The organism is Aureispira anguillae (genome assembly GCF_026000115.1).
In the GTDB taxonomy this organism is placed as follows: Bacteria; Bacteroidota; Bacteroidia; order Chitinophagales; family Saprospiraceae; genus Aureispira; species Aureispira anguillae.
In genome coordinates, this window is the sequence record NZ_AP026867.1 from 15203 (window position 1) to 42131 (window position 26929).

22 protein-coding genes and 1 tRNA gene are annotated in these 26929 nt (G+C 36.8%); 20 read left to right on the top strand and 3 right to left on the bottom strand.

What is annotated here, in order from left to right:
* Positions 1-444 precede the first annotated feature (444 nt).
* The 12 genes from AsAng_RS00070 to AsAng_RS00125 all read left to right on the top strand — a co-directional run bounded on the left by AsAng_RS00070 (position 445) and on the right by AsAng_RS00125 (position 15111).
* Entirely contained in the window at positions 445-1713 is a 1269-nt protein-coding gene (locus AsAng_RS00070) for an HmuY family protein (protein ID WP_264790722.1), read from the top strand.
* A gap of 39 nt (positions 1714-1752) precedes the next feature.
* Positions 1753-2697, top strand: a complete 945-nt coding sequence (locus tag AsAng_RS00075; protein WP_264790723.1) for a heme/hemin ABC transporter substrate-binding protein — start codon at positions 1753-1755, stop codon at positions 2695-2697.
* Positions 2690-3751: a FecCD family ABC transporter permease gene (locus tag AsAng_RS00080; RefSeq protein WP_264790724.1), complete on the top strand. Its 1062-nt coding sequence runs from the start codon at positions 2690-2692 to the stop codon at positions 3749-3751. Before AsAng_RS00075 ends, AsAng_RS00080 begins: the two co-directional genes overlap by 8 nt.
* 100 nt (positions 3752-3851) lie before the next feature.
* Positions 3852-4637 (top strand): heme ABC transporter ATP-binding protein, encoded by a 786-nt coding sequence (locus AsAng_RS00085; RefSeq protein ID WP_264790725.1) that lies wholly within the window; start codon positions 3852-3854, stop codon positions 4635-4637.
* A gap of 92 nt (positions 4638-4729) precedes the next feature.
* The gene (locus AsAng_RS00090; protein WP_264790726.1) at positions 4730-5776 is read left to right on the top strand and encodes a hemin-degrading factor; all 1047 of its coding nucleotides are present in this window, start codon (positions 4730-4732) and stop codon (positions 5774-5776) included.
* Between the two features lie 256 nt (positions 5777-6032).
* The gene (locus AsAng_RS00095) at positions 6033-8105 is read left to right on the top strand and encodes a TonB-dependent receptor plug domain-containing protein (protein ID WP_264790727.1); all 2073 of its coding nucleotides are present in this window, start codon (positions 6033-6035) and stop codon (positions 8103-8105) included.
* Positions 8105-8839: a VOC family protein gene (locus AsAng_RS00100; RefSeq protein ID WP_264790728.1), complete on the top strand. Its 735-nt coding sequence runs from the start codon at positions 8105-8107 to the stop codon at positions 8837-8839. Before AsAng_RS00095 ends, AsAng_RS00100 begins: the two co-directional genes overlap by 1 nt.
* A 51-nt stretch (positions 8840-8890) precedes the next feature.
* Positions 8891-9556, top strand: a complete 666-nt coding sequence (locus AsAng_RS00105; RefSeq protein WP_264790729.1) for a class I SAM-dependent methyltransferase — start codon at positions 8891-8893, stop codon at positions 9554-9556.
* Positions 9557-9908: 352 nt separating this feature from the next.
* The gene (locus tag AsAng_RS00110) at positions 9909-11129 is read left to right on the top strand and encodes an imelysin family protein (RefSeq protein ID WP_264790730.1); all 1221 of its coding nucleotides are present in this window, start codon (positions 9909-9911) and stop codon (positions 11127-11129) included.
* 123 nt (positions 11130-11252) lie between these two features.
* Complete coding sequence (locus AsAng_RS00115; RefSeq protein WP_264790731.1) at positions 11253-12659, top strand: di-heme oxidoreductase family protein; 1407 nt, start codon at positions 11253-11255, stop codon at positions 12657-12659.
* A 10-nt stretch (positions 12660-12669) separates the two neighbouring features.
* Positions 12670-13749 (top strand): imelysin family protein, encoded by a 1080-nt coding sequence (locus tag AsAng_RS00120; protein WP_264790732.1) that lies wholly within the window; start codon positions 12670-12672, stop codon positions 13747-13749.
* 537 nt (positions 13750-14286) lie between these two features.
* The gene (locus AsAng_RS00125) at positions 14287-15111 is read left to right on the top strand and encodes a GNAT family N-acetyltransferase (RefSeq protein WP_264790733.1); all 825 of its coding nucleotides are present in this window, start codon (positions 14287-14289) and stop codon (positions 15109-15111) included.
* 103 nt (positions 15112-15214) lie between these two features.
* Here AsAng_RS00125 and pnp read toward each other — a convergent pair whose 3' ends face one another.
* Both pnp and rpsO read right to left on the bottom strand, forming a co-directional pair.
* On the bottom strand, positions 15215-17428 hold the full coding sequence (gene pnp / locus AsAng_RS00130; RefSeq protein ID WP_264790734.1) for a polyribonucleotide nucleotidyltransferase: 2214 nt from the start codon (positions 17426-17428) through the stop codon (positions 15215-15217).
* 207 nt (positions 17429-17635) lie between these two features.
* Positions 17636-17929, bottom strand: coding sequence for a 30S ribosomal protein S15 (gene rpsO, locus AsAng_RS00135; protein WP_264790735.1), 294 nt, complete (start codon positions 17927-17929; stop codon positions 17636-17638).
* Between the two features lie 289 nt (positions 17930-18218).
* On the opposite strand from rpsO, the gene AsAng_RS00140 reads away from it, so the two are divergent.
* The 5 genes from AsAng_RS00140 to AsAng_RS00160 all read left to right on the top strand — a co-directional run bounded on the left by AsAng_RS00140 (position 18219) and on the right by AsAng_RS00160 (position 22505).
* The gene (locus AsAng_RS00140; protein WP_264790736.1) at positions 18219-19544 is read left to right on the top strand and encodes a hypothetical protein; all 1326 of its coding nucleotides are present in this window, start codon (positions 18219-18221) and stop codon (positions 19542-19544) included.
* Positions 19545-19876: 332 nt separating this feature from the next.
* Positions 19877-20329 carry a DUF6438 domain-containing protein gene (locus AsAng_RS00145; RefSeq protein ID WP_264790737.1) on the top strand — a complete coding sequence of 151 codons (453 nt, stop codon included), beginning with the start codon at positions 19877-19879 and terminating at the stop codon, positions 20327-20329.
* Positions 20330-20451: 122 nt separating this feature from the next.
* Positions 20452-20522, top strand: a tRNA-Cys gene (locus tag AsAng_RS00150).
* A gap of 160 nt (positions 20523-20682) precedes the next feature.
* Entirely contained in the window at positions 20683-21582 is a 900-nt protein-coding gene (locus tag AsAng_RS00155) for an ion transporter (protein WP_264790738.1), read from the top strand.
* A 26-nt stretch (positions 21583-21608) separates the two neighbouring features.
* A complete protein-coding gene (locus AsAng_RS00160; protein WP_264790739.1) occupies positions 21609-22505 on the top strand; it encodes a tellurite resistance TerB family protein in 897 nt (298 codons plus the stop codon).
* A 1-nt stretch (position 22506) separates the two neighbouring features.
* On the opposite strand, the gene AsAng_RS00165 is transcribed toward AsAng_RS00160, so the two are convergent.
* Positions 22507-23850: a polysaccharide deacetylase family protein gene (locus AsAng_RS00165; protein WP_264790740.1), complete on the bottom strand. Its 1344-nt coding sequence runs from the start codon at positions 23848-23850 to the stop codon at positions 22507-22509.
* Between the two features lie 227 nt (positions 23851-24077).
* Here AsAng_RS00165 and efp point away from each other — a divergent pair, with 227 nt between their 5' ends.
* From efp to accC, 3 genes are all read left to right on the top strand, one after another.
* Complete coding sequence (gene efp, locus AsAng_RS00170) at positions 24078-24644, top strand: elongation factor P (RefSeq protein WP_264790741.1); 567 nt, start codon at positions 24078-24080, stop codon at positions 24642-24644.
* Between the two features lie 99 nt (positions 24645-24743).
* Entirely contained in the window at positions 24744-25259 is a 516-nt protein-coding gene (gene accB, locus AsAng_RS00175; protein WP_264790742.1) for an acetyl-CoA carboxylase biotin carboxyl carrier protein, read from the top strand.
* A gap of 118 nt (positions 25260-25377) precedes the next feature.
* The gene (gene accC / locus AsAng_RS00180) at positions 25378-26736 is read left to right on the top strand and encodes an acetyl-CoA carboxylase biotin carboxylase subunit (RefSeq protein WP_264790743.1); all 1359 of its coding nucleotides are present in this window, start codon (positions 25378-25380) and stop codon (positions 26734-26736) included.
* The last annotated feature ends 193 nt before the right edge of the window (positions 26737-26929 follow it).

Here is a 26929-nt window from a genome sequence, read left to right on the forward strand (position 1 = left end):
TTTTATAATTGGCAACTTTTTTTGTTTTTTCATTCTTTGGCTAATTGCGTGGTAAATGCTAAACAAGGGGAAGCGTTTAACTGCTTTTAGCTTCGCTGCTAGGCATCCTCGTTGGTACAAAACTGCTCGTGCACTACGTTTATGTGGTTTTAGAAGAAAGTTATAAGTCGTATGCTTAGTTCCTGTAAATACAGGACATACGACTTACGAACTATAACTTATAACAAAAGTAGCAGCGAAGCAGGCAAGATCGTTTTCTATTTCAAGCGATTACTAAGCTATCTCGCCTAGGTTTTATTTTTTCTGATAGAAGTTGAGAAATGTTAAAAAAAACTTTTATTTGGATTAAGTCTAAATAAAATTGGTTTTTAAAAATTACTGTTATACATTTGTGGTGCGTTGTTTTAATTTAGACTTAATCTTAATAGAAATATACATCATAAAATGAAAACAGTATTACACCTCTTCCTATTACTATTGATTAGTAATATCACAATAGCTCAAAGTACCCATAATTTCTCTATGGGCGCTAGTTATGCAAACGGGCAATATTACCATTTAGGAACCGATGCTACCACGAGTGCAGCACATGCCAGTTGGGATATTGCATTTAGCGTTTATGGCGCTACTGATGCAGGCATTTTTATCAATGAAGGAGCTGCATTTATGGGGACAGCCCCTAAGTTGTATCATGTACCCACCAAAAGTTTTAGTGATAACATTCTTGTTTCAGATTTAGGAGATGAACTAAAGAATACAGAAAAATCTTGGGAATCAGGAGCATTTAATACCATCAAAGTTGCCTCTAATTGGGCAGATTACGGCTGGGGAACCTACAATATGAGTAACCATAAAGTAGAAGGCACCGCCTTGTATGTGATAGAACTGGGGAATGGTAGCCACAAAAAATTAACCATAGATTCTTTAACAGGGGGGAGCTATTATTTTAGCTATGCCGATTTAGATGGAAGCAATTTGCAGCAAAAAAGCATTAGCAAAAATAATTTTGCCAACCAGACTTTAGCTTATTTTTCTTTTGCAACGAATAATACCGTTACAGTAGAGCCAAGCACAGGTTGGGATTGGGTATTTACTCGATACGAAACCATATTGGATAATAATGGTGCTCCATTGGCTTATAACGTTGGTGGAATTCTAACCAATAGAAATGTAGAAGCTGTAATCGCAGACGGGATTGATCCTGCAACCGTTGATGCAGCCAATTATACCACTACAGCAGATAGTTTGACCATTATAGGACATACTTGGAAGAACTACGGTTTCTCTACAGGCTGGACTGTTGATGCAGATAGAGTATACTTTGTAAAAACGGCAGATAATAATTTGTATAAAATTCAATTTATTGATTTTCAGGGATCTTCAACAGGGCAAGGTACATTTTTGAAAACCTACTTGGGGCAATGGACATCTATTGAATCGACTCAAAACTACACAGCATTAGAGCAATTTAAGCTATTCCCTAATCCTGCTTCTAGCCAGATTAATCTTACTTTTTCTTTAGACCAAGCCCAAGAAGGAATGCGTCTTCAATTGACCAATATGTTGGGGCAAACTGTATTGGAGACAAGCCTAGATGGAAAACGTGGGTTAAATGGTGTAGAATTTAATGTAGAACAATTTAATGCTGGTAATTATATACTGACACTTCAGTCAGAGCAAGTTTTGATTAGCCAGCAAGTTATTTTGAATTAATATTATAAACAACTTCAATTAATCCTTAATAATAAAAAAATGAAATCAATTATAAATGCCGCTATTGTTTTGGCAGCCAGTTTGTTTTTTCTTTTGTCTTGTACTTCTGATGCTGATAGCAGTTCAACTACTGTTGTTGATACCACAACTGCTGCCCCTAAAGAGTGGCGCATTGTTTCCTTAAATGGTACAATTACAGAATTGTTGCATACGTTTAAATTACAAGATAAAATTGTAGGAGTTGATGTAACCAGTACTTATCCTGAAAGTGTTAAATCTATTGCAAATTTGGGACATACCAGCCAACTTAATACCGAAGCAATTTTGGAATTAAAGCCAAATTTGATTCTAATTGATGAAAAGACTGTCGGAAATAAAGCGTTGGAAGGACTCGAAGAAGCGGGAATTGATATTCAAGTGATTCAAATTCCTCAAACCTTAGATGGTTCTTTGAAGGTTGCCCAACAATTGGGGACGCTTTTGGATCAAACCATAGAAACAGAGGTTTTGGCTAAAAAGATAGAACAGAATACCAAAAAAATTAATGATTTAGTAGCCAAGGTGACCGAAAAACCTAAAGTACTGTTTATCTATGCTCGTGGAGCACAAGCAATGATGGTAGCAGGCAAAAACACCTTTGCAGAGAAAATGATCGAATTAGCAGGCGGTATTCCTGTTGTTCAAGAATTTGAATCGTTTAAGCCATTAACAGCAGAAGCGTTGTTGCAATATCAGCCAGAAGCCATCTTAATGTTTAATTCAGGTTTGGCAAGTCTAGCGGATGAAGCTAAGGAACAAACAGGGAAAGAGCAGCTATTGGCAATTCCTGGAGTTGGGCAAACACCTGCTGGCAAAAATCAAAAAATTATTACCATGGAAGGCTTGTACCTATCAGGATTTGGTCCTAGATCAAGTGATGCCGCTTTAGAGCTGGCGACAGCCTTGCATAACAATGAGTTGACTTTATTAAGTGAAGTTGAATAGAGTATCAATGGCTCCCACCACTGCATCCATGTCCATTGTTGTGAAGCTAAGCACTTTACTTTTGTTGAGTGTATTGCTATCGCTTTGCGTGGGAGCCTATTCTATTTCACTACAAGATATCATTAAAATTTTGGGTAGCGGTTTGAACCTAAGCGAAGGGGTAGAAGAGAGGAGCTCCTTTTTAGTTTTTCAAATTAGACTACCTAGAATTTTATTGGGTTTACTAGTTGGAGCAGGATTGGCAATTGCTGGAGCGGCTATACAGGTGGTTTTTCGAAACCCATTGGCTGAACCAGGACTAATTGGTATATCGAGTGGCTCTATGTTATTGGCGGCAGCTTTTATTGTATTAAAAGATTATTTGCCGTTTGAAATGGGATTGTTGTCGCATTATATTGGCTTGTCTCTGGCCGCTTTTTTGGGTGGTTTGCTGGCAACTATATTGGTCTATAAGCTTTCTTCAAAAGGTGGATATACCTCAGTGAGTACCATGTTGCTAGCAGGGGTTGCCATGACTGCTTTGGCAGGAGGCTTAACTGGATTACTAATTTTTTATGCTACAGAATCTCAGTTAAGAGATATTACATTTTGGAATTTTGGTTCCTTAGGGGGAGCCAATTGGACGATTGTAGGAGTATTAACGATAATTGTATTACTCGGAAGTGGAGGAATTATAAAATATGCTAAGCAATTAGAAATTATGCAATTGGGCGACCAAGAAGCGGGTTATTTGGGGGTAAATGTAGAAAAAACAAAGCAGTTTGTTGTAATGCTTGTTGTTCTCATGGTTGGAGCCTGTGTGGCTTTTACAGGATTAATTGGTTTTGTAGGTCTAGTTGTGCCACATTTAGTTCGTATCTATTTTAAGGATGTGTCTTTCTCAATAACTATCATTTATACCAGCTTATTAGGAGCTATTCTACTAAGCTTGGCGGATACTATTGCTCGAACTATTGTAGCCCCTGCCGAACTGCCAATCGGTATTTTAACTTCGCTTATTGGTGCGCCCTTTTTTCTTTGGTTATTGGTGAATAAAAAAACGCCTTATAACTAGCTGGATTTGTTGGTCGTAGATGCGTATTGTGAATGTAAGATTGTTCTTAGGATTAGATCATAGTTCGTAATGCGCTCTACCTAACTTAAAATGAAAAATTATGCTTAACATCAATAACATAACAGTTCATTTAGGAGGAGAAACTTTGTTGGAGCAAATCAGTTTTGATATTCAACAAGGTGATTTTATGGTTTTGTTGGGCGGAAATGGAGCTGGAAAATCAACGTTATTAAAAACATTGGCTCGCAGTATTCCTTATTGCAAAGGGCAAGTGCTTTTTAAAGAAGAATTATTAGGGCATTGGAATCAGGAAGAATTATCAAGAAATAGAGCTGTTTTATCGCAAAATACATTCTTGGTTTTTCCTATGAATGTAATAGAGGTCGTGCTGTTGGGGCGTTACCCGTATAGTCAAGGTCGAAAGCCAAGTGTAAAGGATGTTGCCATTGCTTACGAAATGCTTGATCTAATGGGAATTGCTCACTATGCCGATGTAGATATTACAACGCTTTCGGGGGGAGAGCAACAACGGGCGCATATTGCTCGAGTGTTGGCGCAAGTATGGGAAAGCAGTCCAGAACACCCCAAATTATTATTACTAGACGAGCCAACTTCTAACTTAGATATTGCCTATCAGCACATCTTATTGGAATTATTGCAGGATCGAGTACAAAAACATGGTTTGGTTGTTTTGACGATTTTGCACGATATGAATTTGGCAGCTCGTTATGCTACTCAAATTGCCTTATTAAAACAAGGAAAATTATTGGCGGTAGGCAAGCCAGAAGAAACACTCACGCCAGATTGGATTATGAAGGCTTTTGGGGTTTCTTCCATTATACAAGAGCATCCTATTTTTGACTGCTTGCAGGTCTCTACTTATTAGTAAGTAAGTTTGAGCACCTCAAACATATAAACTTCACATCTACTATTTTAAAACCTTTAGGACTAAAAACAAAAGGTAAAACTATAACAACAATGGAAACAATCACATTAAAGGATCGTTACAACGATTATAAAACAGCACATCCCAAAGCTAGAATTCGTGATATTGCGGTAGCCTTGGAAGTATCAGAAATGGAATTGTTAGAGATTTCAACAGTTGACCAATTGACTTACTTAGGAGATAACTTTAAAGGTGTCCTACAGGATATGAAGGAACTGGGGCGAGTCATAGCATTAACCAGAAATGAACATGCTGTTCATGAAACCAAAGGGATTTATGACAATGTGAGCTTTATGAGAAAGGCTCCAATGGGGATTACACACAATGAAATTATCGATTTGCGGTATTTTATGAGCGATTGGGCGCATGTATATGCTGCTATTTTTACCGCTGGAAAACGCCAACTGCATAGCATTCAGATTTTTGATAAATTTGGAAATGCCATCCACAAAATTTATACTACCCCAGCTTCTAACTTAGAAGCCTATCATGCTTTGGTCAAAAAATATAACCAAGAGAATAGAGCAACCACTGGGGTAGAAAAAATGCCTGAAACGGTTACTCCTTCTGCCAAAACAGATGCCAATATGGACTTGGGAGCCTTTCAGACGGCTTGGTTAAACATGAAAGATACGCACGATTTCTTTGGCTTATTGCGCAAGCATAACCTAACCCGCCAACAAGCATTTTGCTTGGCTCCAGAAGGAACAACTTATCAAGTTAAGAAGCATGAAATTGTTAAAACATTAGAGTTGGCAGTTGCTAACCAAACGCCAATTATGGTTTTTCTAGGCAATAAATCATGTTTGCAAATTTATTCTGGTCACATCCACAAGACCGTAGAAATGAATGGTTGGTATAATGTGCTAGATCCTAACTTTAACTTGCACCTTAAGTTGGAGGCAATTGATGAAGCTTGGGTCGTTAAAAAATATACCAGTGATGGTATAGTAACGAGTTTGGAGTTGTTTGATAAAGAGGGGAATCAAATCTTATATTGTTTTGGGCAGCGCAAACCAGGGATTCCTGAACTAGGCGAATGGCGTAAAATCATTGCTCAGTTAGAGAAATTAAATTAAATTATTGACGGGAGTGGCTAAAAATATTGATTGAAGTTGTTTAAAAATGGAGTTTTGTTGAACTGAGCCTATGGCGAACTCACGTAAGTATAATGAGTACTAATTTTTAGATAAACAAGGCAAAAATTTTCTTCATAGCAGCGCTATGGAGGAAATTTTTAACGCAGAGTAGCTAGAAATTAGCTTTCATTAGCGATATAAGGCTATTCTTAATCAACTTCATTTTTAGCCACTTCTATTTATCGTTCTTTTAGCTATGAAAAAGCTACTCTTGTTCTTATTGTTAACCCATCAAATCTTGGCACAAGAATCCTTAGATAGTATTCCGCTTTCTGTTTCTTTTGACCAAGAAGTGGTCGTTACAGGGCAGTATAGCCCTACTGAAGTAAAGACCTCTACCTTGCCCGTGCGAGTAATAACCCAAGAAATGATTGTCAAACGAGCAGCAACCAATTTGACAGAGGTTTTTCAGCAAGAAGCTAATATTCGCATTGCTCACGATCCTGTATTGGGAACCTCCATGACCATGAATGGCTTGGAAGGCAAGCACATCAAAATCTTAATGAATGGGGTGCCTATGATTGGTCGCAGTGATGGCAATCTAGATTTAGATAGAATCCAAGTACAGGACATTGAACGCATAGAAATTATAGAGAATGCTATGTCGGTTGTTTATGGAACCAATGCCTTGGGGGGAACGATTAATATTATTACCAAAAAGACAAAAGAGGAAACATGGAATGCTCGAGTACTTGGGCAAATACAAAGCAATCAACAATATAATACGAGTTTGGCACTAGGGGGGCGTTGGAAAAATTTTGCAGCAGATGTAAATTATAATTTTAGTCATTTTAATGGCTTTTCGCTCGATACATTTCGTAGTCAAACTTGGAATCCCAAACAACAACATGCCATAGGAGGCCGCCTGAATTATAACATTCCTTCTACTTCCATTAGTCTGACTTATCAACTGAATTACTTGAACGAAAAAATAGAGGATCGAGGGATTATTAAGTTGGCAGCGTTTCCTAGCCTTTCTTATGCTAAAGATTATGATTTTATTACCATAACACAGGATCATAGTATAGCAGCATTAGGTTATTTAGATACCAAAAAAAAATACTATTTAGATGCTTTGGTCGCTTTTAATGATTATCAGCGTGCCAAAAATGCTTATTTCCGTTCTATGAACGAAAATCCTGCTCCAGATCAATTAGATTCAATAGATTCAGATACAACTTCTTTTCAGGCTTGGAATATTCGACTTACTTTGGCCAGCCAATACCACCAAAAAATCGATTTTAAGACAGGCATAGATATTCGTTATGATTATACAACAGGGGCTCGTATTGCTGATAATAATGCTAGGTTAGGTGATTTTGCCGCCTTTGTTAATCTACGTTATAAGCCAATTACTCCATTAAATATAGATGCTGGAATTCGAGTAGCTTATAGCACAATGAAACTCATCCCAATTACTTATTCTATCGGTCTTAAATGGAATATAATGGACGGTATGAATCTTCGGTTTTCCTATGCCAGAGGTATTCGAACGCCATCCCTGAAGGAGTTGTATCTAAATTTTGTAGACATCAATCACAATATTCAAGGCAATCCTAATCTCAACCCAGAGTATGCCCACAACCTTAGTTTAGGTTGGTCGCACAGCAAAGTGTATAAAGGAGGGCATTTAGCCAATTTGGAGGTCAATGGTTTTTACAATTATATCGATCAGCAAATTGCTTTATTTAGTTATGAATTAGACAGCTTGGGGAATTATGTCATGAATAGTCAATCGAACCAGTATGCTTATTTTAATTTAGACAACTATCAAAACTGGGGAATCAACAGCAAAATAAAATACCAACATAAGGGGCTAACCATTCAATTAGGAGCAACACTGATTGGTCATTATAATAGTCTAAATAAGGACTACAGCGAACAAGTCAAGCCATTTCAGTATACCCTTGAATTAAGCCAAGAAATCACTTACCATTTTAAGAAGATAGATTTGATGTTGTCGCTATTTCGTAGGGATTACGACAAGCAAATTCGTTATGTTGCTTTGACCAATCCCATGACGCAAGAAACAGAAATTGTACAAAATACAATGGATGGTTATGGCTTAATGGATTTTAATGTAACGAAGCGATTTTTTAAAAAAGCACTATCAATTACGGTAGGGATAAAAAATATATTGGACGTACAAGTGGTTAATCAGCTAGGGACTTCCACTGCTCATGGCGGAGGTAGTGGTAGCCGATCTGTTGCAATGGGAAGAATTTTTGTCTTGCGGTTGATCTGTGAACCTTTTAGATTTAGAAAATAATGGAAAGACTAGATCATGTTTTAATTCGAGTAGATGATTTGGAAGCGTGTGTTAATGTATTTAGAAGGGCAGGCTTTAAGGTTTATTATGGCACTCAAATGGAAAATGCTTACAATGCCATGATTTATTTCCAAGATCAGAGCTTTATTGAATTGGTAGACACTACTAAATTTCCATTTTTATTAAAACTCCTAGCAAAAAGCAAATTACTATATGTCTTGGGAAATTTTTATAGAAGGATAGGAGCTTATGCACTGTCCAACGATCTTTTTTTAGATTATTCCATCTATGCCAAGGATATAGAAAAACAACATGAACGAGTAAAAAAGAAGGTGTCCAAATTGTATCATTTAAAAAGAAAAGATGTTTTTGGAGCACTCTTACAATGGAAATTATTTGTTCCTTCATCTTCTCAATTACCCTTTGTAATGTCAGATTATAAGCCGCATAAATTGCCTGAAAAGAATGCGACAGAGCATAAAAATAAAGCCTTGGGAATTCGTCAAGTTGATATTTGGACAACTTATGATTTGGAAAAGTTGCAACATGAAATGCTGTCGGTATATGATTCTAATAAAGCACAATTATGCTTAAATGGGGAAACACTGGAGATTAAGACAAAGAATGCTAATATAATTTATCAAAAGGCTCAAGTCAACAAAATAGTAAGTATTCGGTTGAATAGTATAAAACCTAATTTATTGTCTTCATTAGTAGATTATGGTATTTCTTGAATTACAGTACTGCTTGATTTTTAGCAGTTAAAGAACATCAATAGAATAAATATGAAACTAGAATTATCTGAAAAAGAATTGGAAGAGCTGGCAAATCAGTTGAGTTGCCCTAGTGGCGGACATGGTCGGGATGTCGCCAAATTGATGAATGAAACCAACATAAATATGACCTTGAGCACCGTCAATGATATGGGTTTGTCCGATGGTCAGTCTATTTTGGAGTTAGGCCACGGTAATGCTGAGCATTTGAGCAATGTATTAAAACAAGCCAAAAACTTAACCTATTGCGGTTTGGATATTTCTCCCTTGATGAAGGAAGAAGCAGAGCGAATTAATAGTCGTTTTATTAGTGGAAAAGTAGCTTCTTTTCATTTGTATGATGGCACCAATATCCCGTTTGGAGCAGCCTCTTTTGATCGAATATTTACCGTAAATACGATTTATTTTTGGGAACAGCCACTTGCCTTATTAAATGAACTTTATCGAGTATTAAAACCCAATGGGCAGTGCCACATTACTTTTGCTCAAAAACGCTTTGTAGAACAGTTGCCTTTTGCAAAGTATAAGTTTGAATTGTACGACAATAATACTGTCTTGAAATTGATTCAGCAAACTTCTTTTAGATTGATCGATATTATAGATAAAACAGAATTGGTCAAAAGCAAAACAGGGGAGTTTGTAGATCGAGAATATGCTATTGTTAGCTTAAAAAAATAACACTTAGTTGTTTATAACATTACTCTGCTATAAAATCGTATCAATTTGATAATCAGTAAGATAGGTTTTTTTGTTAACCAAGATATTAAAAGACTGATTATCAAATTGGTACATGAACGTAGTGAACTGGGCATGCTTATAGCCAAAGCTATAAAAGTGAAGGCACTGCTTTTTTATGTTTTTGTTAACTGTCTCATGAGCATAGCGAACTAAAAAACTAAAAAAGCAGTGGTATAAATAAGGTATTAAAATTTATTTAGATTTAATCCAAATAAATTTTGTTTTTAAGTTTTAGAAAACTACATTTGCAGCATATTCTATTTATTTAGACTTAATCTTAATAATTGTACAGATGAAAAACTTAAAAAATACCCTCCTATTAAGCGGAGCTACTATGTTATTGTGGACGGCTTGTACCCCAGAAAATGTAGATCCTAATGCAGACTTAAAAACCAATGTAGTTAAAAACTATTGTGATATTGTACACGCTAGTTATGAAGACTCTTACGATAAAGCAGTAAGCTTGCAAACAGCAATCAATAGCTTGGTTTCAACGCCTACACAAGCTACTTTTGATGCTGCTAAAGCGGCTTGGAAGGCAGCTAGAGAGCCTTATGGACAAACAGAAGCCTACCGTTTTTATGATGGACCAATTGACGATGCAGATGGACCAGAAGGAGCTTTAAATGCTTGGCCATTGGATGAAAACTATATTGATTACACCTTAAATAGTGCAGGAACAGCTACTGTAAATACGGGTATTATTCACGATTTGGTAGCTTATCCAAATATCACTGCTACCGTTTTGGCAGGAGCAAATGAGCAAGGTGGTGAAAAAAATATTAGCATTGGTTATCATGCTATTGAATTCTTGTTGTGGGGACAAGATTTCTTGGATGTAAACACCAATGTAGGACAAGGAGGAAATCGCTCTTATACAGATTATACAAGTACCAGTGCTAACTATGACCGTCGTGGTCAATACATCAAAGCTTGTGCACAATTAATCATTGATGATTTGGCAATATTAAAAGCAGACTGGGCAGAAGGTGGTTCTTATAGAACCTATTTTGAAGGTTTAACAGCGGATGAAGCCTTGACTAAAATTTTGACTGGAGCTGGTGTATTGAGCAAATCTGAATTGGCAGGAGAGCGTATGTTTACAGCATTAGAAGCTAATGCAGTAGACAATCCTCAAGAAGATGAACATTCTTGTTTTGCTGATAATACCGATCGTGATATTATCACCAATGCACAAGGAATTAGCAATGTATTGTTGGGAACTTATGTTCGTCCTTCAGGTACAACGGTTGGAAATAGTGCTTACTCTATCGTAATGCTATTAACGGCTGTAGATGCTACCAAAGGAACTGAATTAACCACAGCAAACACGAAGGCAATGGGGAAAGTAAATGCCATTCCAGCGCCTTTTGATAAGACCGTAACAGAAGAAAACGTTAATGATAATGGTCCTGTTTTACAAGCAATAACAGCTTTGCAAGAACAAGGGGATAAGATTGCAGAGGCTGCAACTGCTTTGGGCTTGACCATAAGTACTGATTTGCCTGATTAATAATAGTTTAAATGTATTACGGAATTTTTCCAACTCAGCAGCCAAAATGGTTGCTGAGCTTTTTAATTTTAGTAAGTAACTAAGCGTTTTATACACTTGCTTATGAGTTAATGAATGATACTTATGAAAAAACAACTTCACTTTATTATAATAGCACTGATTATTACAATTAGTTTTTCCGCTTGCCAAAAAGAAACTATTTTATACGCCGAACAAGGAGAGCAGTATTCGGGAGGAGAAACGACTTTTTTTAATGCCTCTAGAAATGCATTTAGCTTTTCGGCTCCCAATTTAAAAGGCATGGAAGCCTTACAATTTACGACTGGAAATTCTTTTTTTAATCAAAGTTGGGTAACGGCTGTTGCATCTACTACAGGGCGTGATGGTTTGGGGCCTTTATTTAATGAAACGGCCTGTTCTGGTTGTCACTTTAAAGATGGGAGAGGCAGAACGCCTGAGTTTGGGGAAGTATTTGGACATGGTATGCTAATTCGATTGAGTATACCTGGAACCGATGCCAATGGTGGTCCTTTAGATGAACCAATTTATGGGGGGCAATTTAGCCCTGGCGCAATTAATGGCATTAATGGAGAGGGGAATTTTGAAATTCATTATGTCGAAGAAGTAGGAGCTTATGCAGATGGCACAACTTATTCTTTGCGTAAGCCAACTTATACCTTTCACGATTTAGCTTATGGAGCAATGGATAATAACGTTCTGATCTCACCTCGTGTTGCCAATCAAATGGTGGGTATGGGCTTGTTGGATGCCATTGAAATTTCTGCTATAGAGGCTTACATTGATGAGCAAGATTTAGATGCTGATGGAATTTCAGGAAAAGCCAATTATGTATACAATCAAGAAACTCACACAATGGACTTAGGTCGTTTTGGCTGGAAATCTGGACATCCTAATGTACGCCAACAGGTGGCTGGTGCTTTTGTTGGTGACATCGGTATTACTTCTTCTTTATTTAGAAATGAAAATCACACCAACCTACAACCCGATTGTCAGGCTGCTCCAAACGGAAACAATAGTGATGGTTATGAATTGGACGAACAAGTGTTGGATCGTGTAGAATTATATTCTAGCACCTTGGCGGTTCCTGGGCGTAGAGATTGGGATGACCAAGAAGTTTTGAAGGGCAAAGCTCTATTTCTACAAGCCAATTGCCAAAAATGCCATGTACAAAAATATACCACAGGCACACATCCTAAATTTAGTGCCTTGTCCAACCAAACCATTTATCCTTATACTGATTTATTGTTGCACGATATGGGAGAAGGGTTGGCAGATAACCGCCCCGAATTTTTAGCCAATGGGCAAGAATGGCGAACGGCTCCTTTGTGGGGGATTGGTTTGGTAGAAACGGTAAATGGGCACACAGAGTTTTTGCACGATGGGCGTGCTCGAAATCTAGAAGAGGCAATTCTGTGGCATGGTGGAGAAGGAGAAGCATCTAAGGAAGCTTTCCGCAAAATGTCAGCAGAGGAGCGCCAACAGCTCATTTTATTTGTAAAATCACTTTAAAAGATTGCTTATGTATAAATTAGTGCCAATAATGCTAGCCTTGTTTTTTGTAATCATGAATTTTGGCAGCTGCAAAAAACAACAAGATTTTGATAAACAACAGCTGTTAGAAGGTATCGTCAATGATTATGTATTGCCTAGTTATGAAGACTTGTTGGCAAAAAATCAAGCATTAGAAGTTGCTTGTAATCATTTTATTGGAAGTCCTACAGCTACAAGTTTGGTTGTGGTACAAGATGCTTGGAAATCGACCATGCGCAGTTGGTCGGCAGTAGAATTGCTTTATTTTGGACCTGGCAGAGAAGCCTATCGTTATCTCCAGTTGGATAATACACCAATTAGTGCCACTTATATTGAAAATGCAATTGCCGATACCGTGTTAATTGACTCTTCTTATATTGCAGGGAGAAGTTCTTATACAAAAGGCTTAGCGAGCATAGAATATCTTCTTTTTGATGCGAATAAGAACCAACAGGTTGTTTTGGATCAATATCAGACGGCTAATTTTAAGCTTAGGAGAGCCGCTTATCTGTTGGCTTGTATTAAAAATACCAAAGCGATTATAGCGCAAATCTATAAGCAATGGAAATCAGACTATGCACATCAAATTAGTATGGCTACTGATAATAGTACTCAGGGAGGAATTGGAAACTTTAGCAATGTATTGATTCACATGAGTCAAACAATGGCACGTAAAAAAATTGGCAAAGCCTTAGGAAAGGAAAGTGCGGATGGCTTGATTCATACGGAATATTTAGAAAGCCCTTATGCGCATTTTTCATGGGATATAATTCTATACAATTTGAAGGGCATCCAGCAGATTTTTGGCGATGAAAACAAAGGGATTGGAAGTTATTTAGCCTATTTGGTGAATGATGGAACGGCTACTACTGATATTACAACACAAATTCAAACCATCGAATCTTTAATAAATGCTAGAACGCTAACACTAGAAGAAGATTTATCCGCTAACACAGCAGAGGTTGAAGCTATTTACCAAGCAATAGGGGATTTGTATGAGCATTTAAATAATAATATCTCGACCTATTTTTCTATAACAATTCTAACCAATCCTGATGATGGCGATTGATTTGATGGATAATCTTCTCATATAATAATTTTATGCAAGGAAACCTGTTACTGATTGATATGAAAGAACATCGTTTAGCAGATCTTTTGGCAAATCCTATGTTCCAAGAGTAATAAAGATAAAATAGAAGGCTGCCAAGAATGTGAATTTAGATATCGTTGCTTTGATTATCGACCTGATGTAATGGGAACATCTATTAATTTATATCAAAAACCTAGTTGCGGTTATGACCCAAGAACAGCTTTATCAGGCTCTTGATTGGCAAAAAAAGATTTTGTCAAGTTAGCAAAAGTCTCTTATAACCAATTTATTGAGTTAGCATAAGAATTCTTGTTGCTTAGACTAGCGGATGGAGCAGAAAGTTTCCGAGATACTTTGTTGATTGTTACCAATTCCTTTTCTTTATCAGAAAGAGAAGGGTATTTGCTAAAAAAAGAAAAATGTGCTAATCATCAATAATTGGCATGTTGCACATACTAGAGACTATCCTTACAGAATACCGAACCCAACACGAATCCTAGAACGAATAATTCTAAAATGATGACAATACAACCAATTAATAATGAAGAGCAACTTAATAAAATAGCATCGTTATTAGAAGCTTCTTATGGAGAGGAAGTTGATTTGAAGGATGAGGTAGATTATTTTAAGGAGGTTAATCCTAACGATTGGTATTTGGCAATAATAGAAAATGAAACAGTTGGGTTTATTCGATATTTTCCTGTTGGTACAGGAAATTTAGTAGAATTAGAGTTATATGCAACGAACCAAATTATAAAAAAAAACTTGTTGTCCTATTTTGTTCAAGTGTGGGATAAATATACAAGAACTTCTATAAGAATTTGTCTTCAAGAAAAAGAAGCAGATTTGATTCCTTTCATGGTAGATTTATTATTTGAACAGAGTAAAACTTATCAAGAGTGGCATTATACGGATATAATTAAATTATCCGAGACTAAAGAATTAACAGTGCGTTTAGCTGTTGATCGTATTTCGGAACAAATTATTATCCAGAATTTATTGGAAGAATTTGGAGCAGCTAGCCCCAAAGTACTTGTTCGAAATATTCAAGATGAACAAATAACGGTATTGGTTTGGAAAGATAAAATAGTGGGCGTTTGTGTTGTCAGTGCGCATGAGATACAACGAGAGATTATTCAATTTGTGATAGCTCCCATGCATCGGAGAAAAGGATTCGGTAAGATATTCTTGGAACAAACAATGATGTTGTATAGAAAAACAATCCCCAAACTTCAATTTAAACTCCGTGTAAAAAAAGAAAATGAAGCTGCTATTAATTTGTATAAATCCATTGGTTTTTATCTAGTTTCGTCTGAATATTGGTTAACTCGTACAAAATAAAGATTATTTGATCTAAGATAAAAAAGCGAGCAGTCTTTTTAACAATCAACGGACTATGATTAAAAAAAAGACTGCTCGCAATATATTCGACTAGTTCAGCAAACTAGTTTCTGTTGTTGTGTTTTTTGTAACCACCTTTGTTGCCATTGCGATCTCCTCTATCTTGACGAGGTTTGCGAGGGCGCTCTACATAACCTTCAGGTTTGTCCATTAGGACTTTACGAGAAAGTTTGTATTTGCCAGTACGCTCATCAATCGCTAATAGTTTAACTTTTAGCACATCACCAACACTTACTGCATCTTCTACATTCTCAATTCTAGCCCAAGAAATCTCAGAAACGTGCAATAAGCCCTCTTTGCCAGGCATAAATTCAACAAAAGCACCATAAGGCATAATGCTAACTACTTTTGCATCATATTGTTCGCCTACTTCTGCTTCAGCAGCAATTCCTTTGATAATCGCCAAGGCTGCATCAACGGTTTCTTTGCCCACACCAGAAATAAAGACAATTCCTTTTTTGTTTTCTTCTTCAATGGTAATTGTAGCACCAGTATCTGCTTGGATACCTTGGATAATTTTACCACCAGGTCCGATAACTGCTCCAATTTTGTCACCAGGAATTTCGTAGCGAACAATGCGAGGAGCATGAGGTTTGAGGTCTTCGTTATGCGTAGGAATGGTATCGTTCATCAATCCAAGGATATGCAAACGACCTGCACGAGCTTGCTCTAATGCAGTAGCCAAAAGATCATAATCCAAACCATCAATTTTGATGTCCATCTGACAAGCACAGATACCATCTGAAGTACCCGTTACTTTAAAATCCATGTCTCCTAAGTGATCCTCATCACCCAAAATATCCGATAAAACAACAGCACGATCTCCGTCAGAAATCAATCCCATTGCGATTCCAGATACAGGAGCCTTGATTGGAACACCAGCATCCATTAAGGCCATAGAGCCAGAACAAACAGATGCCATAGAAGAAGAACCATTTGATTCTAATACATCAGATGTTACTCGTACCGTATAAGGATAATCCGCTGGGAAAACCATCTCTAAAGAACGACGAGCCAAATTACCATGCCCAACTTCTCTACGAGATACACCACCTACACGTTTCACTTCATTGGTACAGAAAGGAGGGAAGGTATAATGCAAGAAAAATTTATCATAACGTTGATCCATTGCCGTATCAACCATAGGCTGATCCAATTTGGAACCTAAGGTAACCGTAGCCAAAGCCTGAGTTTCACCTCTATTAAAAATAGAAGAACCATGAGGAGAAGGCAGTGAATTTACCTCACACCAAATTGGGCGAATTTGATCGGGTTGACGACCATCCAAACGAACCTTTTCAGCCATAACCATCTCACGGATGGTATTTTTCATGTTGTTGTAGAAGTATTCGCTAACAAATTTGTCATTTTCTGCCATATACTCTTCTCCATATTTCTCCAACAAGTTTTCTTTCAACTCATCTTTGATTAGAGAAAAGCCATCTTTACGCTCTTTTTTGCTAAGAGAACCTTTGGCAATAGCGTAAATTTTATCAGTAGTAGCCGCATTGATTTCAGCTTCCAATTCAGGATTAGAAGGTTGCTCTTCTGTAGCTCTATTTTCAGTAATACCTAAAGCAGCACGCAAGTCTAGTTGCAGTTGGCATTGCTCTTTGATCGCTTCATGACCAAATTTGATCGCCTCAATTAATTCTGCCTCAGAACATTGATCCGCCTCACCCTCAACCATTGCGATGTTGTCCATTGTACCACCTACAATAAAGTTCATATCAGCAGCTTCTAGAACCGTTCTAGTTGGGTTAACTACGAATTCTCCATCAATACGAGCTACACGTACTTCAGAAATAGGATTTTCGAAAGGAATTTCAGAAGCAACTAGGGCAGCAGAGGCCGCAAAAGCTGCATAAGCATCTGCCAAAATCTCTTTATCACCAGAGATCAAATACACAAAGATTTGTGTTTCGTTCATGTAACCATCAGGAAACATTGGGCGAATAACACGATCAATCAAGCGACAAATTAGGATTTCGCTATCCGACAAACGTGCTTCACGCTTAAAAAAGTTGCCAGGAATACGCCCAGCTGCCGAAAATTTTTCACGAAATTCAACAGTTAAAGGAAAAAAGCTTTGATCAGGCTTTGCTTCTAGTGCAGATACAGCGGTTGCTAGTAGCCACATATTTCCGTGGCGCAATACAACTGATCCGTCTGCTAAAGCAGCTAGTTTGCCACTTTCTAATGTAATTTCTTGTCCAGAAATTACTTTGGACACAGCTGTTGGTGTTTGTTTACCCATGTTGGTAAAATTTTAAGTTTTAAGTAATATTATCCATCATGATATGCCATTTACATATCACGTCATCCAAAAATGCGACAGCTTTTTTAATTACTGAAGCTTGGGGCTAAGCCCAATATGCGACCAATTCAATATTGGGCAGCACACTATTCTAAAAAAAGAAAGTGCTTCGGTTCCGAAGCACTTTCAAACTTTTTTATATTATTCTTATTTGTTCTTACCAAGAACATCTCTTATACCTAGCTCTTTAATAAGCTCACGATATTTTACAACATCTTTGCCAGCCAAATATCCCAAAAGAGAACGTCTGTGACCAACCATTTTCAACAAAGAACGTCTAGTAGAATGATCTTTGTGGTTTGCTTTTAGATGCTCGGAAAGATTTTGAATGCGAAAAGTAAGTAATGCAATTTGTCCTTCTGTAGAACCTGTATTTTTCGCAGAACCACCGTATTTTGTAAAAATTTCAGCAGTTTTTTCTTTTGTTAGGTAGACACCCATTTTTGTTTAATGTTTTGTATTGATTACTAATCAAGATATTCTAAATCATATTTTAGCTCTGCAAAAGTACGGTATTTTTTGATAAAAAAAACTTTTACTTTAGAAAAGTACAAATTTTATAATATATTTACCTTAAACCAATTGGGGCTAAGGCTTGTAAAATAAGTTATTTTAGCTAGTCTTGAGGCAGGGGAGGAAAGGCATATTGTATTTATCCTACCGTGTATTTCTATCTCTAACCAAGCAGGTTACCCACTATAAACAATCTATCGACCAAAGATAAAAGAACATGGCAAAACAACAAATTAAATCATTAGAGGATATTATCTCATTTAGAAATCAAACAAAAACCTTGGAAGAATGCGAGACAATGGTGCGTTATGCACAATCGCAGGGAAAAACAATCCCATCGCATATACTCAAGCAAATGTCGGATTTAAATGCTATTGCACATGAGTTAAACCATGAAATAAAAGCAGGAAATGTAGAGCAATTGGATCCTCGATCGCTCAATATGGCGCTAATTGGAGATTTGCATAGAGAATTGGCAAGAGTGATTGCACCAGCGACTCCTGCAACTGTGTTATTGATGGAGACCAATAAACGCAAAGGTCTATTTGGGTTGTTAGGTCCTGTTCCGTTGGTACGTCGGTTAAACATGATTACCATGTTTTGTTTGCTGACATTTTTGGGCTTGTTCTTTGCCAAGGAAGTTGATTCGATCAGTGTAAATGGTGATATTCTTTCTTACGAAGGGCTTGCTTTTGTTTACAATGAGTTGGTCATCATTTGTATGGCAGCCTTAGGGGCTTCCTTTTATGCTTTGTTTGAAGTTTATAAATACATTACTAAAAACTCTTACGATCCTAAATATGATTCTATCTATTGGATTCGATTTGTTTTGGGGATCGTTTCTGGTGTTATTTTGGCGCAATTTATTTTTGTATCGCCAGAAATATTGGGAGAAGACGTTAGCGATGTTGCCAATAATATGACCAAATCAAGAGAGTTGGGTGGTTTTATGACTTATAAGCCATTGTTGGCCTTCTTGGGTGGTTTCTCGGCTAGAGTTGTACACAAAATTCTCAACTCTATGGTAGAAGCAATCGAAACGTTCATCAGTGGTTCTGCTCGTGATATGGTGGTGGCTAGAGAAGAAGCTGCCAAAGTAAAACTACAACAACAAATTGATGGGATTAAGCAAAAGAACGCTCAAGTGGAATCTGCTGAGCGCATGAAATCTACCATGAAATTGATGCAGTTGAAAGAAGAATTAAGTTACGGAGCCAATGCAGATGATATTGCCTTTAGGTTGAATCAACTTATGAACGAGTTTATGCAGCCTGTTGGTGGAGTAGATATTGATTTTAATAAATCTATGAATGCGCCAGTTCCTAGCCCTTCAACGCCTCCTATTGTTGAGAACTATGAACCTGAAGTGGTCGAGAATTTTGACGATCCTATTGTTAATGATAATGGGGAAGAGGTACATGTACATGATGTAGATGCAATTGATATTCCTGATTTTCCAGACGATATGGACAACCCTGATTTTCCTATGCCTGGTGACATTAAGGATGACTTTGATCCTAATGATCCTAACCTTAAGGTTTAGTTAGGGAGAAAGTACATTGATATATAGTATAACTTTGAGGATGCGATGATATAATGTTATTGTCGCATCTTTAATATTGAAGTTGTTTAAGAATAGCCTTACATCACTAATGAAAGCTAATTTCTAGCTACTCTGCGTTAAAAATTTTCTCCATAGCGCTGCTATGAAGAAAATATGCTTAACGCTTATAGCTCTAGCTATAAGCCTGCGCAGTTCGCTATGCTCATGCCTTGTTTATCTAAAAATTAGTACTCATTATCAACAAAACTGCGAAGCACTCACAAAGTAATTCCATTTTTAAACAACTTCTTTAAAATAGATTCATTGGGACTATGCAAAACCTACTATTTTTTCTATTGTTTCTATTTATAGGAACAGCAAGTACCGCTCAACAGATTGATGAGTCGCTTTTAGTGGCTTCCTTAGAGCGAACAACTTGTTATGGCAATTGTCCCTATTATGAGGTTAAGTTCTATGCCAATGGTTTCGCCACTTATCATGGAAAGAAGAATGTAGAATTTATGGGGCAATACCAGGCAACCATCCCCAAAGAATTGTTGACAAAATTACTCCAAAAAGCGGATTTAATTGGGTATCATGATTTGGGCAATAAATATCCTGTTAAGGGGCTTGGCATTATAGACTTTCCTGTTTGTATCACCAGCTTAAAAACAGAGCAGGGACAAAAAATAATTTATAATAGAAATGACGCTCCACAAAGATTGGTCGATTATCAGAAATTTTTTGATGAATTAGTAGAGGAAATTGATTGGCAAAAAAAATAAAAAATATTTTCATTGATAATGAGCTATTTAGCTTGATTGTTTGAAATAAGTTCAAAAAAAAGAAGCATGAAATTTGCAATCTAAAAAAAAGACACTATATTTGCATTCCATCAAGGAACGATGGTCGGGTGGCCGAGCGGCTAGGCTGGGCTCTGCAAAAGCTCCTACAGCGGTTCGAATCCGCTTCCGACCTCTATAAATGTCCCGCAAACTAAAAAGTTTGTGGGATTTTTTTTTATACGAAAAACTACTATTTACTACTTGATTTTATCTGCTTTCTTTTTGTGAAAAAGGATGTTTATGTTTATACTTGTGAACGCATTATTTTAGTGTAAATATGCTGAATATTGGATATGGGAAAAAATAGATCAAAGTACAGACTTCTAGCAAGGCAAATTGTAGACAATAAATGGTTTACAGTTGGAATCATGTTTTTAATTATCTTGAATGGATTATTGATAGGTGTGCAGACCTATGATAATGCTCCTGATTCTATCCGTATTATTCAGCTTTCTATTCTCTTTATCTTTTTCTTAGAAATCATTATTCGTTGGACAGGAAGAAGAACAACCGAGGAGTATGTACAAGATTGGTGGAACTGGTTTGATATTTTTATTTTAGTTATTGGGGTTATTCCCGAAGTAGCAGATATAATATTGGAGAGCAGTGCCGAACAAAAAAATATCATGTCTACCTTAAGAATTTTGAGAGTAGTACAACTCACTCGTTCTATTCGTGCTATTGGAGAACTTCAGTTGTTGATCGGCGTTTTGATTAAGTCTATTCGCTCTCTTTCCTATATTGCGGTGCTCTTTTTATTGATTATGTATATTTACGCCATTATTGGCGTGACACTTTTTCGGAATCCCGACTACCAAAATTCAGAACACATCAAATTAACGGCAAGCAATCCTGATCCTTATGGGGATTTGGGAGAGGCATTTTTTACCTTATTTCGGATATTAACAGGAGAGGATTGGACAGATTTGAGATATAATTTGCTATCTAATCAAGAAATCAAAGGCAGTGTTCCTGCTGCTTCGAATGGCGTGATTACTTTTTATCACGTTTCTTGGATGATTATTGCTGCCTATCTTTTGATTAATCTTGTTATTGGAGCCATTGTTAATAATTTTCAAATCGTATTGGAAGGGCAAAAGGAAGAAGAAGAAGCTGCAAAAAAGAAGGAAAAAAATGGTTCTGATGATGGTCACGATGAGCTCAGAAGACATATCAAAAGACCCAAAGTTTAGATCGGACAAGGATTAAGTCAAATATCATGATAGAACTGACCTATAAGTCAATTAAGCCATATTTAGTAGAAAAGGTGCAAAATGGAAATAAAATACATTGTACTTTTTCGATTGAGGAACAGGAATTCGAAAGTGAGGTAGTCATAGAAAAAATGCAAAGCTCTGAAAAGTTTGGTCGGATGGTCAAAAAACCTACCGAAATGCGTTCGCTCTTATTGAGAGCATTGACTAGACGCAAAAAAAAGAACTCGAAGGACAGTCAAGCCCATTCAACAATTACCGCAGAAGATAAGGCAGCATTGGTTCAGTTTTCTACCAAGGAGATTGAGGCGGCTGTGGTTCATGCTTTTGAAGAAATTACAGACGAAATTGTTTATATAGAAACAACGGGCAACTGGCATTTGGCAACTCAATTTTCTGCTTTTGAGGTTTATATCCGACAACATCCATTAACCGTAGATTATGACAAGAAAATTATGTCTAGAATGCTGGTTGAGATGGCTCGGATAGATGGTCGAATTGAAGAAAAAGAACGCTTGTTTTTTGAGCATTTTCTAAACGATAAAATGGGGCGGTTAAGTGATTTGATGCAAGCGCCTTTTCTGACCGCTTCGGATTGTGAGCAAGTTAGTCAAGCTGCCCGTGCTACAATTTTTCTTATTGTTGCCGCAGTAGCACTTACCGACAATTCTTTTGATAAAAAAGAACAGAATAAGCTACAAGTCTTTGCCGAAATGTTTGGTTTAGATCTCCCAAAACAAAAAAAGCTATTCCAAATAGCGCAGGACTATACCCTAGAAATTGCTATAAAGGTGAAAAAAAGAAAAATGAATAGGGAAGAGTTATACAAATTTGCCGACCAAATAGGGATGGATAGAACCATAGCAGAGCAGGTTCAAGATCAGATAGAATTATCTCATTAATCTATTTCGTTTTTGGGCTGGCTGCTACAATAATGTGTTCATAAACAGTACGCCACTGTTTCCATTGCCAAGCTTCACACAAAGAACTGTTGTGCCAAATACTGATTAAATGCCCTCCCACCTTTTTTGTATTGTTAATAACAGGAAGTGCTTGTTCTAGCACTTGTTCAGGGGAAAGTTTGAGGTAAGAATTAAAGGTGACATCCATCAATTGAAAAGGAAAAATTAGCAAGTTTGTTGCTTTTTCCGCTTCTAAATCATACCAAAAAAAAGGAGTGGCTATACTTGCTCTAAAACCTAAATGGCGGGCATAACCCATGGAATAATCTTCTTGAATGCTTAGGTTAACTAGGCGTTGATAGGTTTGAGGAAATTGCAACATCAAAAAGTGTTGTCTGCTTCTTGTGGTGCGTTTTTGGGTGACCTTTTCTAACCGATTAATTTCTTTGTCAACAAGGTCTTGATGCTTCTGAGAACCAAAAGAAGGATGAATACCTGTGCGGTAATTTTGTGCATTTTTTTGAATGAGTTGCCGAAAATGACGATTGTTGTAATGAATGTTTTTATCATAGGTTCCATAATCTCCAATTAGCCAAAAATAAATCGGGGACAAATCAAATTTGCGATCCAATTCTTGTAAGTAATCAAACGTGTCGTAGGGGTCTTTTTGTAACCTAAACCATGTTTTTAATTGCAACATTAAGGTTTCTTTATCCCGTTGCAAAAGGTTGCGTCCGAAAGCACCAATTTGCCTAAAAAAACCTTTTTGCAAAAAAGCATAGGCATAATCAATGTCATACGTTGCGGTATATTGATATTGAGGAGGATAGCTATTGAGTTGAGGATATTGGTGAATTAATAGCTTCTTGATTGCTAAAGCCCAAAAATTAATTAGGGGCTGTTGTAAAAATCGATTTTTGTAAGCAACACTAGAAGTGGCTGAAAATCGCCCGTATTGATCTGCTGTAAAGGGTAAATATTCTTCGTAACGACTAACCAAATAAAAAGAAAGAGCAAAGGGATCAAAGGGGAGCGCTGCTTTGTTGTTTTTTTCTGTAGGAATATGAAAAAAAGCGGCATTTAAGTCTTGATGCTTTTTAAATATTGGTTTAAGTTTTTTGTCTATGCTGGTCTCTTGCAATAATTTATGAGGATAAAAATGCGGAATGTCACTGATGTAACTACGGCTATAGTTTATCTTGGCAACGCCAGATAATTGAACAAAAGCATATAAATCGGAGGTAAGGTTTACTTTAGGAATGCCTAAAATTTGATTGAATATTAAGTCAAAAATATAAGAAATTCTAGGACTAGAGACTGGAGTGTAAATGAAAAGTTCATTCATAAATTAAAGCTGTTTTGTTTAGGGTTTTGTTTGATTGTCAGTTGTTTGTGAAGTTTTTGTTTAAAACGGTTGGTAATTCAAAAATAGATATGCGTACCAAATAATTGCTTTTTGTCATAGAACCCTTATATTTGTCTCAAATTTCTTTTTAGTTCCTAAAAATATGAACTTGTAAGACCAACCAATTCAGGTTAAATTTACAAATTTTTATACAAAACAACATACAAGTGGCAACAACATCAGATATTCGTAAAGGGATGTGCCTAGAGCATAATGGGCATACTTACATTATAGTAGAATTCCAACATGTAAAGCCTGGAAAAGGTAATGCTTTTGTGCGTACAAAATTAAAGAACTTGACCAATGGTAAAGTAGTAGATTATACTTTCCCTGCTGGACACAAAATTCAAGATGTACGAGTAGAGCGTCGCAAATATCAGTATTTATACGACGATGAAGATCGTCTATATTTTATGAATAATGATACTTACGAACAAATTGATGTCTTGAAAGAGATGTTGGATAATGTTCAGTTCTTGAAAGAAGGAATGGATGTTGAGGTGCTTTTTCACGCTGAAAAAGAAATTCCTTTGTCTTGCTCCTTGCCTCAATACATCATCTTGGAAGTAACAGAGGTGGAACCTGGTGCAAAAGGAAATACTGCGACCAATACCTTGACTCCTGCTACAGTAGAAACGGGTGCAGAAGTACGTGTTCCTTTGTTTATCAAAGAGGGTGATTTGATTAGAATTGAGTCTGAAACAGGGGCTTATATGGAGCGCATGAAGAAATAATAAGTTTTATCACAACTTAATTATTGTATAAACTGTATTTTGTGATAAAATTATAATAATAGAAACTTATATTTTATACCTAATAAAAACGAACTTACTATGGAGTTTGAGAAAATCAAAGAACTCATTAAGTTGATTCAAAAAAGTAAAATCAGCGAATTCAAATATGAAGATGAGTCTTCAAAATTCAGTATTCGTACCAAAAGTTATTCTACTCAAAAAGAAGTGATTGTTCAACAACCTTCTGTTATGCCTAGTATGCAAGTTCCTACTGTAGCTGCTCCCGTAGCTGCACCTGTAGCTGCTACTCCTGCTGTAGATAATGCTGCTGCTCCAGCGGTTACTACTGAGGCGCCCAAAGAAGAGGCAAATAACTACATTGAAATAAAATCGCCAATGGTAGGAACATTCTATCGTTCTCCATCTCCAGAAAAAGGAGCTTTTGTAAAAGTGGGAGATTCAATAGGTAATGACGACACAGTTTGTTTGATTGAGGCGATGAAATTGTTCAATGAGGTAAAAGCAGAGGTAGAAGGACGTATTGTTAAAGTAATGGTAGAAGATGCTAGCCCAGTTGAATATGGACAAGTATTATTCTTGGTAGAACCAGTATAATTTGCACGCTATTGCGTTCACTAGAGGAATTTCATTAAGTATGTTAACAGAACAGAATTCATTGTGAATGAATCTCTGTCTTGATAACATGCAAAAGTCCTAATCAAAAACGAATACTATGTTCAAGAAAATATTAATCGCCAATCGAGGCGAAATAGCTTTGCGTGTCATTCGAACTTGCAAAGAGATGGGCATCAAAACGGTTGCAATTTATTCATCTGCTGATGCTGATAGTTTGCATGTCCGTTTTGCTGATGAAGCAGTTTGCGTTGGACCTGCTGCTAGTAATTTGTCTTATTTAAATATTCCAAACATTATGGCAGCGGTAGAAATTACCAATGCTGATGCTGTACATCCAGGTTATGGATTTTTGGCTGAAAATGCTGAATTTGCTGAGATTTGTTCTCAAACAGGGGTCAAGTTTATTGGACCTACACCAGAGCACATTCGCAAAATGGGAGACAAAATTACAGCAAAAGAAACCATGATTAAAGCAGGTGTACCTGTTGTTCCTGGTTCTGATGGCTTGGTCAAAAACTTTGACGATGCCAAGGTTATTGCTGCTGAAGTAGGATACCCTATTATGTTAAAAGCTACTGCTGGTGGCGGTGGAAAAGGAATGCGTTTGGTCTGGAATGAAGAGACCTTAGAAGAAAACCTTAATGCTGCTCAAAATGAGGCTAGATCTGCTTTTGGTAATGATGGTATGTACGTCGAAAAATTTGTAGAGGAGCCTCGCCACATCGAAATCCAAATTGCTGGAGATCAATATGGCAATGTATGTCATCTTTCGGAAAGAGAGTGTTCTATACAACGTCGTCACCAAAAATTATTGGAAGAGTCTCCTTCTCCATATTTGACCGATGAGGTTAGAGAAAAAATGGGAGATGCTGCGATTGCTGCTGGTAAGGCAATTAATTACGAAGGTGTTGGTACCGTTGAGTTTTTGGTAGATAAATATCACAATTTCTACTTCATGGAGATGAATACTCGTATCCAAGTAGAACATACGGTAACAGAAGAGGTAATTGATTATGATTTGATTCGTGAGCAAATCAAAATTGCGGCTGGTGAAAAGATCACTGGAGACAATTATTATCCAACCATGCATGCGATTGAGTGTCGTATCAATGCGGAAGATCCTTTTGCTAATTTCCGTCCTTGTCCAGGAAAAATTACTTCTTTTCATAGCTCAAAAGGGCATGGAATTCGTGTAGATACCCATGTTTATGCTGGTTATACCATTTCTCCTTATTATGATTCTATGATTGCTAAGTTGATTTGTAAGGCAAGAACAAGAGAGGAATGTATTAGCAAAATGCGTCGTGCATTGGATGAATTTATTGTAGAAGGAATCAAAACTACTGTTCCTTTTCACCGTGCATTGATGGACAATGAGCAGTTTATTTCGGGTGATTTTACAACGAAATTTATTGACTCAATGGATTTGCAGTCTATGAAACCAAAAGAAAGTTAGTAAAGAAGAAAAAATAAGGTATCGAAAATGAGCAGCAATATTTTTGGATTTCTTTTCGTGTAAAATTGCGAAGTGTCATAAATTACGCACTCAAAATTTTAGGCTAAAAGGGAACAAAAAAATTAGGCAAAACGATAGATTATTTTTGAGGCTTTACTCTATGGTCTAAATTTTATACCATACAAAATATGAT